Source organism: Nitrosospira sp. Nsp2 (assembly GCF_003050965.1).
Classification (GTDB): domain Bacteria; phylum Pseudomonadota; class Gammaproteobacteria; order Burkholderiales; family Nitrosomonadaceae; genus Nitrosospira.
On record NZ_QAOU01000005.1, the window covers coordinates 121666 to 135363 of the forward strand.

The window sequence follows — 13698 nt, forward strand, 5'->3', positions numbered from 1 at the left end:
CATCACATCACACGTTTGGATCGTCCCAGACCAGCAACCGGATCGGCGTGGGGTTGTAGGCGTTGCAGGGGTTGTTCAGTTGCGGACAATTTGAGATGAGCACCACCACATCCATTTCCGCTTTCATCTCCACATACTTGCCTGGCGCGGATAAGCCATCGACGAACTCCAGGCCGCCTTCCTCGCCAACGGGCACGTTCATGAAGAAATTGATGTTGCTGGGCAGATCGCGCTTGCCCATACCCAGATGCTCGCATACGGGATCGTGAGCGAGCGCATGCAGGAAGTTGTCGCGGCAACTGTGCATCGGAAATTTGTCCAGCCCATACCGCACCGTATTGCTTTCCGCCGCGCAGGCCCCACCCAGCGTATCATGCCGCCCGCATGTGTCGGCCACGATGGTGAGCATGACATTCCCGCAGTTGGAGTACAGCATGCTGCCGGTGGTGAGATACAGCATCTGCTGGCGGCGAATCGTATTTGTAGCGCTATATCGCTCGGTCACCCGCGATGCATTGTAGAACAGCGTATCCACCGCCTGATTCCCACCCAAATCCACGATTCGGAATATTTGTCCCTGCATCACCAGCTTGACCCAGGGCTCGCCCGCGGGACATATCTCATCCACCACCGCCGCCTCGGGATCAAGCCTGCTTTCGACAACTTGTGTTGCGCTCATGCCGCACCTCCATCACAGCCATATAGATGTCGAGTATTTTGCAATGCGCGCATATTCTCCGGGATGCGTGCACACGCCGACGCCGTTGACGGTGGCGTGGCAAAGGCTGCCAGTCCGACTGCGCCCGGGCGGTAAAGCTTTGCGGGATCGAGTGGGTGCGGTGCGGAGGAAAGGATCACCAGCGTATCCATCTCGAAGCTCAAGTCCACATAATCCCCCGCCTTGCTGTTGCCCGAGTGAAAGGTCACGGCGCCCGCTGCATCGGCGGTAACCTTACTGAAGAAATTGATATTGGCGACCAGATCGCGCATGCCGAGCCCCCACTTGCCGAGCTCAATCAGCATGCCATCCAGCCCACTCCGAAACATCTCATTCCGCTGTTCCTGAAAGCGCGTCATGCCGTATTTTTCACGTACCAATGAGGTGTCGCTCACGCCACACGCCGTATCGTTCCACCCCGCGGTATCCTCGGTAATGCAGCAGAAAATACGACCCATGTCCGAGTGACAGGCATGTCCTTTCGTCAAGCGGAACGTGTGCTGCGACTTCAGCGTATCCGCCATGTTGTACCGTTCCAGTTTTTCTTCAGGATTAAAAAACAGTACCGCGGCATTCGCCCCGCCATTAATATCCGTCAAACGCAGCGTCAAGCCTCGGCGCAAAATGCCCGACCAATGGCATCCGCCAGGAATGTACTGGTCCCAAAGAAGTGCGTGCGGCTGGTTCATATTTCTCTCCTTTCTTTCTTATGATTCACAAATTTTCTCAAGAGGGTCCGGAATTCGATCGACAGGTCAATTTTTACGCCGTTCCGGAGATCTGGATAAGCCGTGACAGCCATCACCCGTGCTTACTGCGGCGCGATCTTGCGTGGCGCCGTTTTTTTTCGGATTTTGTTTACCAGAATGTACAACGCCGTCACGCCGACGATGCCGCCCAGCACGAGGGGTACCGCCCAAAGCTGCCACCATGGGGCGGCGGGCGACACCGCATAGGGGCGCGGCCATGCAATATTAATGAGTTCGAACACAGACCAGAGAAAAGCCACCGTATTGATCGCCAAACCCCACCCACCGAGCTTGAGCTCGCCCAGCGCCGGGTTCCAGCGACCCGTCAGCCTGGTATACAACCCCACCCCTGTGGTCATCGAGAACATGGCATAGAGTCCTCCGGTCCCGAACGCTATTACCGTCGCCACCGCGCCGTCGTTCAGCCCAAACAGCAATCCGAGTCCGGCCAGCGAGACGGTAAACAGCACCGCCTTACGGGGCGTCTTGTCCGGCGCGAGCTTGCTTAACACAGCAGGCATGTTCCCTTCCCGCGCCATTGAATAAACAATGCGCGAGGTATATTTCACCACTGACGCGCCACAAGCCAGGAACGCAACCATCACAATCCCTAGAAACGGCTTCTCAGCCCAGTGGCCGAAACTGCTGACTATCACGGGAGTGATTGGATCAGATGTGTTGCTCGCGGTTTGAAGCGTATCCCGGTCGAATGCCAACGTCAGCGCGGCGGAATTGAAGAGCACGACTGATCCCACCACGCACAACGATAAAAATACCGCGCGCGGCACCATCCGCTTGGGCTCATTGGTTTCCTCCGCGATTGTCGAACATGCATCAAAACCGATGAATGCCCAGCCTGCGATAGCAAGCGCCGCAAGAAACGCCGCGGTTTCGCCGGGGGCGGTTCCGGTGCCGAGATGCTGGAACAATTCCGAGAACGAATGCTGCCTGAAGAAGAGAAACAGCAGGAGCGCCACACCTAGCGATCCCACCACTTCGGCATAAACCCCAAGCGTGATGACCAGCTTAAAAATATTGACGTTAACCACGTTGACCAGGGTGCAAAGCAGCAGGAATACGGCTCCCCACATGACTAAAGCATGGCCTGTCTCAGCGGGCAAGCCAGAAAACAGGGATAGCCACACGCCGCCGGTATAAGCAGTTGTGGTTAGCATGGCGATAGTCGAACTCACATAAATGACGCCGGCGAATTGCCCTGCAGTCGCACCAGCCAACTGATGCGTCCATTTATATGCCCCCCCCGCGATCGGGAACTGTGACGACAGTTCGGCGTAAACGGTGGCGACCAGTAATTGCATAGCCAGACACGTAACCAGCGCGGCAAACCAGCCGCCCCCCGTGACCACGGTCTGTACGCTGATAATCGCGTAAAGGCCGACCACCGGAGAAACAACCGCAAAACCGAGAGTGAAGCTGTTCCAGACGCTCATGCTGCGGTGAAGCTTATCGCCCGTTTCTGACGCCAACGAGGGAATGACCTCGGGAAAATTCTCCGGGCAAGGCTTTATCGACATGGCGATCCCTTCCGGCTAAATTCCGGGGACGGGTTTCGTTCACTGCGCGAGAAGCCTGACCCCCGGCGCGGTAAAGATGTGCCCCTGAAGGCGATTAGCCAGAAGCCGGAACGGGGCGTGGAGAAAAACGTAGAAGGTACGGAAGAGAAATGCATGAACAAGGTCTCCTTTGAAATCGGCTGGGTCAAACCCAAGAGTCAATGTATGTCCTACATTATCTCCCGGGCTTTTATCCCTCCGTGGAGCCTCGTCACGACGAAGCCGGAAACTCTCGGACCAGACGCCTTCTTCTCCGCTAAGGAGAGCAGGCCGGAACCCTAGTTTCACTTTACAGCAACCGTACCTGTTGGTCGAAAACGTCCAACTCGAAGTACAGTCAGGTATTACTGATACGCAATTTTTGCACGCCTCACCCAGAAAGGCAAGATATTGCCAGTCAGATCATTCGGGGAGTTTTTTGCGCGCCACGACCACGCCATCGCGAGTAGGGTTGATGAAGGCATCAAATTCCGGGTCATCGAAAATGAGACGATTATGCTCGAGTATTGCCTCTGTCCAACCGGGCACAATGTCGACATACCGTTCGACTGCGACTCGTCCATGCCATAGGACATTATCGGCAACATAAAGGCCGCCAGGACGAATCCGGTTTTTGGCCATGCGCCAGATCTCGGGATAATCACCCTTGTCCGCGTCGTTATAACAGATATCAAACAGTGCGTCGCTCTGCGCAAATATCTCCTGGGCGATACCGACCCGGAAATCAATTTTCTCCATTAGACCCGCAGCACCCAGGTATTGTTCAGCCTTGGTTTTATTGAGCGAATCGCCATCCGTGCAAATCACCTTACCGCCAGGAGGAATTGCTCTCGCGAACCAGTAGGCGGAATAACCATAGCCACTGCCGAATTCAAATACGTTTTCGGCATTCAGCGTCTTCGCCAGCGTTTGAAGAAAAACGCCCACCAATCGTCCGACTATTGGAAAATTATTTTTCTCGGCGACAGCCTCCATCTCGATCAGTACAGGATGATCCGTAGTCTGGCTTACCAGACTACGCATGTATTTTTCGATTGCCGGGTTAACCGGGACCAACACGGCGGGGTTGAAAATGGTTGGGGATTGCATATTTGTCATTAACGGCTCCTCCGAAAGATTACAAAAACGTAAGCGTCCGCTGGTAATAGCCTCTGGATTAAGGGCGTGGTGGACAGACCGGTCGAGGTTTATATCTGGTTTTCAGTATAGTTGGTATCGCGAAATATATGAAATTGCCGGGTCAAGCGTGACGAATGCAAAGCCATTGTCCCGCCCTGTCCGGATAGCATTGCAATCCGGTCTGTCGGTGGTAAAGCGGGGTGTCTCTCTTATAGCCAGTTTTCACTTCCGAGCGGCGCGACCCCTCCCGGGATGGCCGTTCCATGCCGTTTGATGTAGAATACGATTCTTTTCGCCATGCAGCATTCCCCTTTGGCCATCGCGCTCGGGTAGTACCCCTGTAGCGAACGGCAAAAATCTGCGGCCTCCGACAAACCCCCAGCCAGACCCAATCTGAGCTTTCCGGCAATGCCGTTATTCGCATAGCACAATCGCACGGACTTGAACGAGGTTGAAATGAATCGCAAACCCCGCGTTGTATTGACATCCCAGGATCTGGAACGGCTTGAAACTTTGCTTGAGTCCCATCCAGCCAATGCCTTTCCAGGCAAGAATGAACTCCGTGCCGAGCTCGACCGCGCGGACGTTGTCGAGCCCGAGCAAATTCCGCCAACCGTCGTGACCATGAATTCGACAGTGCGCTTCAGCATCGATACCTCCGGCGAAGATTTCTGCCTGACCCTCGTCTACCCAAAGGATGTGGATGGCAGTGGCAATACCATTTCCATCCTCGCACCGGTCGGCAGTGCACTCCTCGGTCTCTCCACCGGGGATGAAATCGAGTGGCCACGTCCGGGTGGTGGCACGATTAAAGTACGGATAGTTGAAGTAATTTATCAACCGGAACGCGAGGGGAAATTCCACCGTTAGCCCGGATCCGATATGCACGGGCGCAGGCGACGGCAGCCACTGTGCCCCTATGGATCGACGGCCCTGCTGAAAATGCCATAAAGGGGCCGAAAAGCTGACAGCTATCAACAATTGGCGGGTTCAAAAGACATCCTGATTCTGCTATAGTTCCCGGCAAATTTTTTTGCCAAGAATTATATAAAATTTCAGGGACCCTGCTATGAACCTGCCCAGTTGTCCGGCTTCACCAGCCGTCGCCAGCCCCCACACAAAAACATCTCGCACCAGGTCTGAGATTAGCCCAACCGGTTCATTGTCTAAATTCTGTATCGGCATAGGTGCTCTGGGCCTTGCGATCCAGGTTTTTGCAGCGGACCCGCCTCCCCCTCCTGCAGGCAACACGACGGTCGCCCCGACCACCGCACCGCCCGTCGGAGCCGCAACGCCTCCCCCGGGAACAAAGGTTGACTGGTCCAAGGTTCCGCCAGTAACAGCGCCGCCCCGGCCAGGCATGTTCACGATGCCGCCATCGGGACCAAACTATTACACCTTAAAGGATCAGGTTACCGGAAAAAAACGCGACGCTCCGCCGGTTTCGCCATTTGCCCCGTATGCGCTGATGACGACGCCGGCCTTTGATCTTGATTTCCGCTATATGGAAAAACCGGGGTATGAGCCCGATCTTTTCGATCCCTTTAAGCGCATTCATTTAGGGGATGATTTTCTCCTGTCGTTTGGCGGCAGCTTCTGGTACCGCTACATGCGGGAGTCGGATGCTCGCCTGACTAACACGAGCGACAACTACCACATGATACGGAGCCGGTTCCATGCTGACTTCTGGTATCAGGACAAGGTCCGGTTGTTCGCGGAATTCATCGATGCCCGTACTTTTGGGCAGGCGCTGACACCCCAGCCAACCGATGTCAATTACACTGACATGCTTAACCTTTTTGCTGACGTCAAGGTGGCAACGATTAAGGATGCGCCGGCGTATATCCGCTTCGGCCGTCAGGAACTCTTGTATGGATCGCAACGGCTGATCTCGACCCTGGACTGGGTAAATACGCGCCGCACCTTCCAGGGGGTGAAGGGCTTCTGGCGCACGCCCACATTCGATCTGGACGCCTTCTGGGTCCGGCCAATGGTTACTCAAAGAGACAGCTTCGACAACTGGGATGAAAAACAGGAATTCTTCGGCTTGTGGGGAACGTACCGCCCCATGAAGGGCCAGCTGGCAGATTTCTATTTCCTGAGTCTGGACGACAATCGTAATAGAGCAATCGGCAGCAACAACCTCAGGGGCGATTCAATCACGCATACCCTCGGCAGCCGTATCGCAGGCGATTACAACCAGTTTCTGTATGAACTGGAAGGCATGTACCAATTCGGGCAATACTCCAACCAGGATCTCTCGGCTTTTGCCGTCGCCTCGGGTGCCGGATACCATTTCAAGGGCGTTCCGCTAAATCCTCAGTTCTGGCTGCGCTATGACTTCGCTTCCGGGGACAACAACCTGACCGACGGGGACCGCACCACATTCAACCAGCTATTTCCTTTCGGCAACTATTACATGGGCTGGATAGACCGCGTGGGCCGTCAAAATATCCACGACTTCAACGCCCAACTCAATCTGCACCCGTTCCCCTGGGCGAATTTCACCGCGCAATACCACCGCTTCTATCTGGCGAACAAGCAAGATTTTCTGTACAACGCCGCGGGACTTGCTACCTTGCGTGACCCCACGGGACAGGCTGGAAGCTATGTTGGTGATGAAATCGACTTCCGTTTCAATATTAACGTCGACCGGCATCACAATGTACTCGTTGGCTACTCGAAGTTGTTTGCCGGTGATTTTATGAAAGCGACAGCGCCCCGCGTTTCGCCGGATCTGTTTTATGTCCAGTATAACTTCCGGTTCTAATCACCTTCGAATTCGCATAGCGAGAACACCTTAAGCCCCTGGTTCACCAACCTCGACCTGCCGCCGACTTCGGGCAGGTCGATGACGAAGCAGCATTCCACCACTTCTCCGCCCATGTCCTGTATCAGCGCGGCGGCGGCCTCCGCCGTTCCCCCTGTCGCTATGAGGTCATCCACCAGAAGCACGCGGTCGCCCTTCTGAATCGCGTCCACGTGAATCTCGATGCGATCGCTGCCATATTCCAATTGATAGTCACGCCCGCGGGTCTCCGCCGGCAGCTTTCCCTTTTTGCGTATAGGCACGAAACCGACGCCGAGCTCGTAAGCAACCGGCGCTCCGATGATGAAACCGCGCGACTCGATCCCCGCGATCTTATCGATTTTTATTTCCTTATGACGCTTGGCAATCTCCTGGATCGTTGCCCGCAACCCCACCGGGTCCTTCAACAAGGTCGTAATGTCGCGAAACATGATGCCTTCATGGGGGTAGTGAGCGATGGTGCGAATGCGTGATTTTATTTGCATGACGGTCCCCCGTATTTGTTCAATATTGTTCGAAAAGCGGATCGACTTAACATCGCCATGGCCGTGCGGATGAGCTGGAATTTTCCGTTATACTACCGGAAAAGTTGCCGGAAACGCCGTTCTGGTTTATTCTTTGCGCCCCTGCCGGTACCCCCGGCTGGGATTCCCAACAGGAGAGATGGCCGAGTGGTTTAAGGTACACGCCTGGAAAGCGTGCGTACGGCTCAAACCGTACCGAGGGTTCGAATCCCTCTCTCTCCGCCACCGATATTGTTATCCTTTTGAAGTTCAAGTGTTTTTATAGTACACCTTATCTTATCTACATTCTGACCCACATCAAGATCAAAAAAATCGCTCAAAGATAACGAAACCCAGCTTACGAATGGCCTAACCTCGTCAATTCACAGAACGGGATACCCTCGCTGGTCTGAACATACCTTCCCTCATTAATAATACCCGCCCCGCTATATTCAACTTGGACGAATTCTGGTTTACGCATATTTCCAGCTAGGTTAAGGTATCCTGGCTAGCGTCCGTTCATTTCTCGAAATCACTAAATATTTATCTCGAAGCAAAAGTAGCCGTTAGTTATACCGGCACACGCAAGGCTCCTTTGCTGCATCCCGAGATCGCCTCGGCGTTGAGTGGCGCTTCGCCGGCCGCCGAGGGTTTTGAATTGCTGGCACTGCATCAGGTGCAAGTCATTCTGTGCGACCAGCGCATGCCCACCATGAAAGGCACTATTTTCCTTGACCGGGTCAAGGAACTGTATCCCGATACGCTTCGGATTGTTTTGTCCGGCTGTACCGACCTGGAAGCAATGATGGAGGCTGTAAACAGCGGGACGATCCATCGTTTTTACACAAAGCCATGGGCAACCAAGTCTTGCGCGGCAACATATGCGAAGCTTTCCGCCATCATCAAGATAGGGTTATCCAAACCACCAAGGGCCAGGTTAGGTTATCTGACCATACCCCATCTATCTAACCTGTTAAATCTTACAGCTATTCAGAAATATCCTGGTATGTTGTAATTGTATTGCTACTAATACAATACTGCCAATGGAACCCCAACTGTCGACAAAGTCGTATTTCGCTTTAAACATCGCTCTGGCAGGTACCAAACGCACCGCCCTTATCCATTAGACTAATTCGGCTGTTATCAGAGGTTAGTCATGCCAAAACTTAAAGCGGGAGCCCTGCAGAGCGCGATTTTCAACAGCGCCAATTTCTCGAGTATCGCCACAGACGCGGACGGTGTCATTCAGATCTTCAATGTCGGCGCGGAACGCATGCTGGGCTACACGGCCGCCGACGTAATGAACAAAGTAACGCCCGCCGACATTTCCGATCCGCAGGAAGTGATCGCGCGCGCGAGGACACTCAGCCTCGAACTCGATACCCCGATTGCGCCTGGCTTCGAGGCTCTGGTGTTCAAAGCCTCACGCGGCATCGAGGACATCTACGAGCTCACCTACATCCGCAAGGACGGCAGCCGCTTCCCGGCGGTCGTGTCGGTCACCGCACTGCGGGACGCTCAAGATGGAATCATCGGCTACCTGTTGATCGGCACCGACAACACCGCACGCAAGCAGGCGGAAGAGGCGCTTCTCAAGGCAGGAGCCCTGCAGAGCGCGATGTTCAACAGCGCCAATTTCTCGAGTATCGCCACAGACACGGACGGTGTCATTCAGATCTTCAATGTCGGCGCGGAACGCATGCTGGGCTACGCAACCGCCGACGTGGTGAACAAGATCACCCCGGCCGACATTTCCGATCCGCAGGAAGTGATCGCGCGCGCGACAGCACTCAGCCTCGAACTCGATACCCCGATTGCGCCTGGCTTCGAGGCTCTGGTGTTCAAAGCCTCACGCGGCATCGAGGACATCTACGAGCTCACCTACATCCGCAAGGACGGCAGCCGCTTCCCGGCGGTCGTATCGGTGACCGCCCTGCGGGACGCTCAAGATGGAATCATCGGCTACCTGTTGATCGGCACCGACAACACCGCACGCAAGCAGATCGAGGCAGAGCAAAAGCAGCTGGGTCAGCGTCTTCGCGATCATCAATTCTACACTCGCTCCTTATTCGAATCCAACATCGACGCGCTGATGACCACCGATCCGTCCGGTATCATCACCGACGTCAACAAACAGATGGAGGCGCTCACAGGTTGCACCCGTGACGAGCTGATCGGGGCGCCGTTCAAGAATTACTTCACTGATCCGGAGCGGGCCGAGGCGAGTATCAAGCTGGTGCTGAGCAAAAAAAAGGTCACTAACTATGAACTCACTGCACGTGCGAGAGATGGTAAGGAAACAGCAGTGTCTTACAATGCGACCACTTTCTATGACCGGGATAGAAGACTACAAGGGGTATTCGTCGCTGCGCGCGACATCACGGAGCGCAAGCAAGCAGAAGAAGAAATTCTCAATCTGGCCTTACATGACTTGTTAACGCGGCTACCCAATCGTCGGCTCTTAAGCGAACGATTAGGGCAAACAATGCTCGCCAGCACGCGTAGTAGTTACTATAGCGCCCTGATGTATCTCGATTTAGATAACTTTAAATCACTTAATGATACGCACGGGCATAACATGGGCGATTTGCTGCTGATTGAGGTGGCGCGGCGTCTTAGCAGTTGTGTGCGTGAAGTTGATAGCGTTGGGCGTTTTGGTGGCGATGAGTTTGGAGTGATACTTAGCCGACTGGATATGGACAGAAGCGAATCTACCAGACGAGCCTCCATCGTCGCAGAAAAAATTCGCGCCCACCTGGACAAATCCTACGTACTGAAATTTAAACGAGAGGATAACGAGGAAATAACCGTCACTCATCAGTGCACCGCGAGTATCGGTGTGGTATTGTTTCTCAATGGCCAGGCCGGGGTGGATGAAATCATCAAGCGGGCTGATATGGCGATGTATAAAGCTAAAAGGGCCGGAGGCAATTTGATCCACTTTTTTGATTCTTAAAAAAGTCCATTTCGATAAATCCAAAAAATTATATTCGCCATAACGAAACACAAGCATATAAAGCGATTTCAAGGGGTGTTTAAGTCCCCGCTCTCAGCATGGGACCTGGTGGCGTTCCAGAGAATTACATGATTTACGAGAATGCACGATAGTTAACAGAACTCCAACGCCGCAGGATGGGTTCGATTTCGGACCGGAAGTTTTGAGGATGCCTGTTAACTCCTAATGCTATCGATCCATCTTTATGACGATCAGCGTTACGTCACGGACTTGCCTATGCCAAGTTCTTCACTCGACCTCCACGGCACACATCTTCGATCAAATCGTAACATAGCGGCTCCAGATGTTGTCTGGACGCCCATCTGAGCTGTTTTCGACGAAAAGTGCGACAAGCCAAAGGATCAGTTCCTGAGTTCGTGTAAGTCCATGCGAACGTCATTAGAATCCTGCCGGATATCTCATACTGACCTGTAAGATTCTACAGCTATCCAGGATTTTCCTTTTGTTGTCTCATAGCCATACATCCGTACATGCTCGTACAGGATATTTGCGCATCGGCCTTACACAGACACTCACTTTCCTGCCTGCCAAGTCGTTAGTGCAAGGAACCGTATTGTGTAAAAACTCATGCCCGCACAAATATGACTCACCAATATCTTGTTTTTCTTTTGGACGATCAACGTTATGCCCTGCGTCTGTCCGCGATAGACAGAGTCGTGCGAATGGTCCATATCACACCGATTTCGAGCGCGGCGGACATTCTGCTCGGCGTAGTCAATCTGGAGGGTCTGGTCACACCGGCCATTGACATGCGCCGGCGTTTTAATCTGCCGAAACGGGAAATTTCCCTGTCAGATCGTCTTATTTTCGCACGCACCGAACGGCGTTCTGTAGCGCTGGTGGCAGACACAGTAACGGGCGTTATCGAGTGTTCCGAGCATAACCTGATTCCCGCTCAGCGCATCGTCCCGGGACTCACCCACGTTGAAGGCATTATAAAGTTTGAGGATGGGTTGATCCTCATCCATAACCTCGACAAATTTCTTTCACTTGAAGAAGAGGCGTCCGTGGATTTGGCCCTTGCTGCTTCCTAAGACAAGTATGCAGAGCGCTCTCGCCCATCCACTGTTTTCCCAGCTCAGCAGATTACTTGAAAAAGAGATGGGCTTGTACTACCCGGCGAAAAGCTGGGGTGATCTTGAGCGACGTATCGCCGCCGCTGCGCCTGCGCTTGGGACGGTTGATGCGGAATCATGCATCCGCCAACTCCTATCCGCTTCTCTTACGCGGCAACAGCTCGAAATACTCGCCGGTCATCTAACCGTGGGCGAAACGTACTTCTTTCGCGAGACCGGATCTTTTGATGTGCTTGAGGAGTGTATTTTGCCGGAATTGATGCGCGCGCGTGCACGTTCCGGCCGGCAGCTACGCATCTGGAGCGCAGGCTGCTGCACCGGCGAAGAGCCCTATTCGATCGCTATACTCCTCGATCGCCTGAGCCAACATACCGCGGATGCCAACGCGACAATATTGGCGACCGATATTAACCCGGCATTCCTGGAAAAAGCGGCCAAGGGTTTATACGGCGAATGGTCCTTTCGCGCCACCCCGCCCTGGATCAAAGAGCGATATTTTAAACGCAGAAAAAATGGGCAATTCGAGATATTGCCCCATATACGAAAACGGGTGACGTTTTCTTACCTCAATCTGGCCGAAGAAATCTATCCCGACATCATCAATGGTGCCGATGCGATGGACGTGATTTTCTGTCGCAATGTGCTGATGTATTTCAGCCCTGATAGCGTAATGAAGATCGGAAAGAACTTCTATCGGTCGCTCGTCAATGGCGGATGGCTCATTCTGAGCCCCGTAGAGCTGGGACGCGACCTGTTTCCGCAGTTCAAACAGACTACCTTTCCTACTGCAATTTTCTACCAAAAGGCAACAATCGCCGAGCCATCGGTGACCATCGACGATCACTCAACCTGGACGCCCGTTTTGCAACAAGACGCCGCAAACTCGCAGGCTCAAGCCCTGCCGCTATTTTTGCTGGGTGAGGATGAGAAAATGCTACGGTTCTCGGAAAGCGTAGCGACAGAACACTTGATAGAAAGGGTAGCGATGCCCGATCAAGCAGCAGAACCGCGCGGCGCTGCCAGTAAGGAGGATGACGAGACATTCGAGATGCTCTGCGATACCGCGCGCTCTTATGCCAATCTGGGGAAACTCGCCGAAGCCGCCAGCTGGTGTGAAAAGGCAATCGCAGTCAATAAACTGAACCCGGCAGCCCGTTATCTTCTTGCGACAATAAATCAGGAGCTGGGGCAAAGCACCACGGCAATGCAATTGCTGAGAAAAACTCTTTATCTCGATCCCGATTTCGTACTCGCGCACTTTGCGCTAGGCAACCTTTGTATGTCTCATGACCGGACCGGGGAGGCGGAACGCCATTTCGACAATGCCCTCGCGCTACTTTCGCTGCGCCCATACGATGAACTTCTACCGGAATCGAACGGACTGACTGCCCGACGGCTTACGGACATTATCACATCCGCGCGCTCGAGTATCTTGCCGGTATCGCTGGACAGAGAAGCACAGTGACCGAAAAACCAAGCATCCGTTCAAAAAAAGACGAGAGATCGGGGTACACCGATTTCAATGAAGTCGAGCAGCGTCTCGAGACTGCGCGTACCGCGCTCGAAAGAGTCTGGACTCCGTCCGTGGAAGAAACGCAGCGGACTCTTCAAGCAAGAGCGTTGACACTCGCGCAAGAACGGTCAGAGCCGGAAAACGCCGAAGACGCGATCGAGGTCCTCGAATTCGCGCTTGCCTACGAACGCTATGCGGTTGAGACGCGCTATGTGCGGCAGGTCGCCAAACTGGAGCAACTTGTACCGCTGCCGTGCGCACCAGCTTTCGTGGTTGGCATTGTTAATTTGCGAGGCGCGATATTGCCCGTCCTTGACCTCAAGAATTTCTTCGAATTACCCGTAAAAGGGTTAACCGATCTCAACAAGATTATCGTGCTGCAATCGGAAAAAATACTCTTTAGCATTTTGGCGGATGAGATCGTCGGCGTACGCAACTTCTTGCTGAGGGACGTCCAGTCCTCACTCCCCACACTTACAGGCGTGCGAAAGGATTATCTGAAGGGTGTCACACCTGAGAGAGTCACCCTTCTTGATGCGGAAAAGCTTTTGGCGTCAGAAAATATTCTCGTGCAGGAGCAAGTCGCAGAGTAGCAGTCTGGACGAAATCCCCGATCCGCGA

General features: G+C 53.7%; 12 protein-coding genes, 1 tRNA gene and 1 riboswitch. Of the genes, 8 read left to right on the plus strand and 5 right to left on the minus strand.

The window, feature by feature from the left end; all coding sequences use genetic code 11:
• Positions 1 to 7 precede the first annotated feature (7 nt).
• The 4 genes from C8R31_RS11860 to C8R31_RS11880 form a co-directional block, all read right to left on the minus strand.
• Positions 8 to 679, minus strand: coding sequence for an urea amidolyase associated protein UAAP2 (locus C8R31_RS11860; protein WP_107694280.1), 672 nt, complete (start codon positions 677 to 679; stop codon positions 8 to 10).
• A complete protein-coding gene (locus tag C8R31_RS11865; protein ID WP_107694281.1) occupies positions 676 to 1407 on the minus strand; it encodes an urea amidolyase associated protein UAAP1 in 732 nt (243 codons plus the stop codon). The genes C8R31_RS11860 and C8R31_RS11865 overlap by 4 nt, the downstream gene beginning before the upstream one ends.
• Before the next feature lie 122 nt (positions 1408 to 1529).
• Positions 1530 to 3002, minus strand: coding sequence for an APC family permease (locus tag C8R31_RS11870; RefSeq protein ID WP_107694282.1), 1473 nt, complete (start codon positions 3000 to 3002; stop codon positions 1530 to 1532).
• 216 nt (positions 3003 to 3218) lie between these two features.
• Positions 3219 to 3334, minus strand: a riboswitch (guanidine-I (ykkC/yxkD leader).
• Between the two features lie 109 nt (positions 3335 to 3443).
• Positions 3444 to 4139: an O-methyltransferase gene (locus C8R31_RS11880; RefSeq protein ID WP_107694284.1), complete on the minus strand. Its 696-nt coding sequence runs from the start codon at positions 4137 to 4139 to the stop codon at positions 3444 to 3446.
• Positions 4140 to 4616: 477 nt separating this feature from the next.
• Between C8R31_RS11880 and rnk the strand changes: the two genes are divergently transcribed.
• Positions 4617 to 5030 carry a nucleoside diphosphate kinase regulator gene (gene rnk, locus C8R31_RS11885; protein ID WP_107694285.1) on the plus strand — a complete coding sequence of 138 codons (414 nt, stop codon included), beginning with the start codon at positions 4617 to 4619 and terminating at the stop codon, positions 5028 to 5030.
• A gap of 292 nt (positions 5031 to 5322) precedes the next feature.
• Positions 5323 to 6930 carry an alginate export family protein gene (locus C8R31_RS11890; RefSeq protein ID WP_308811275.1) on the plus strand — a complete coding sequence of 536 codons (1608 nt, stop codon included), beginning with the start codon at positions 5323 to 5325 and terminating at the stop codon, positions 6928 to 6930.
• Here C8R31_RS11890 and C8R31_RS11895 read toward each other — a convergent pair.
• Positions 6927 to 7454: an adenine phosphoribosyltransferase gene (locus tag C8R31_RS11895; RefSeq protein ID WP_107694287.1), complete on the minus strand. Its 528-nt coding sequence runs from the start codon at positions 7452 to 7454 to the stop codon at positions 6927 to 6929. The genes C8R31_RS11890 and C8R31_RS11895 overlap by 4 nt on opposite strands.
• 172 nt (positions 7455 to 7626) lie before the next feature.
• On the opposite strand from C8R31_RS11895, the gene C8R31_RS11900 reads away from it, so the two are divergent.
• From C8R31_RS11900 to C8R31_RS11925, 6 genes are all read left to right on the plus strand, one after another.
• A tRNA-Ser gene (locus tag C8R31_RS11900) sits at positions 7627 to 7718 on the plus strand.
• A gap of 349 nt (positions 7719 to 8067) precedes the next feature.
• A complete protein-coding gene (locus tag C8R31_RS11905; protein ID WP_219907518.1) occupies positions 8068 to 8487 on the plus strand; it encodes a response regulator in 420 nt (139 codons plus the stop codon).
• Positions 8488 to 8628: 141 nt separating this feature from the next.
• Positions 8629 to 10428, plus strand: coding sequence for a bifunctional diguanylate cyclase/phosphodiesterase (locus C8R31_RS11910; protein WP_107694288.1), 1800 nt, complete (start codon positions 8629 to 8631; stop codon positions 10426 to 10428).
• Between the two features lie 641 nt (positions 10429 to 11069).
• Positions 11070 to 11522, plus strand: coding sequence for a chemotaxis protein CheW (locus tag C8R31_RS11915; RefSeq protein ID WP_107694289.1), 453 nt, complete (start codon positions 11070 to 11072; stop codon positions 11520 to 11522).
• Positions 11523 to 11529: 7 nt separating this feature from the next.
• The gene (locus tag C8R31_RS11920; protein WP_107694290.1) at positions 11530 to 13029 is read left to right on the plus strand and encodes a CheR family methyltransferase; all 1500 of its coding nucleotides are present in this window, start codon (positions 11530 to 11532) and stop codon (positions 13027 to 13029) included.
• Complete coding sequence (locus C8R31_RS11925) at positions 13026 to 13670, plus strand: chemotaxis protein CheW (protein ID WP_258192689.1); 645 nt, start codon at positions 13026 to 13028, stop codon at positions 13668 to 13670. The genes C8R31_RS11920 and C8R31_RS11925 overlap by 4 nt, the downstream gene beginning before the upstream one ends.
• Positions 13671 to 13698: the final 28 nt, after the last annotated feature.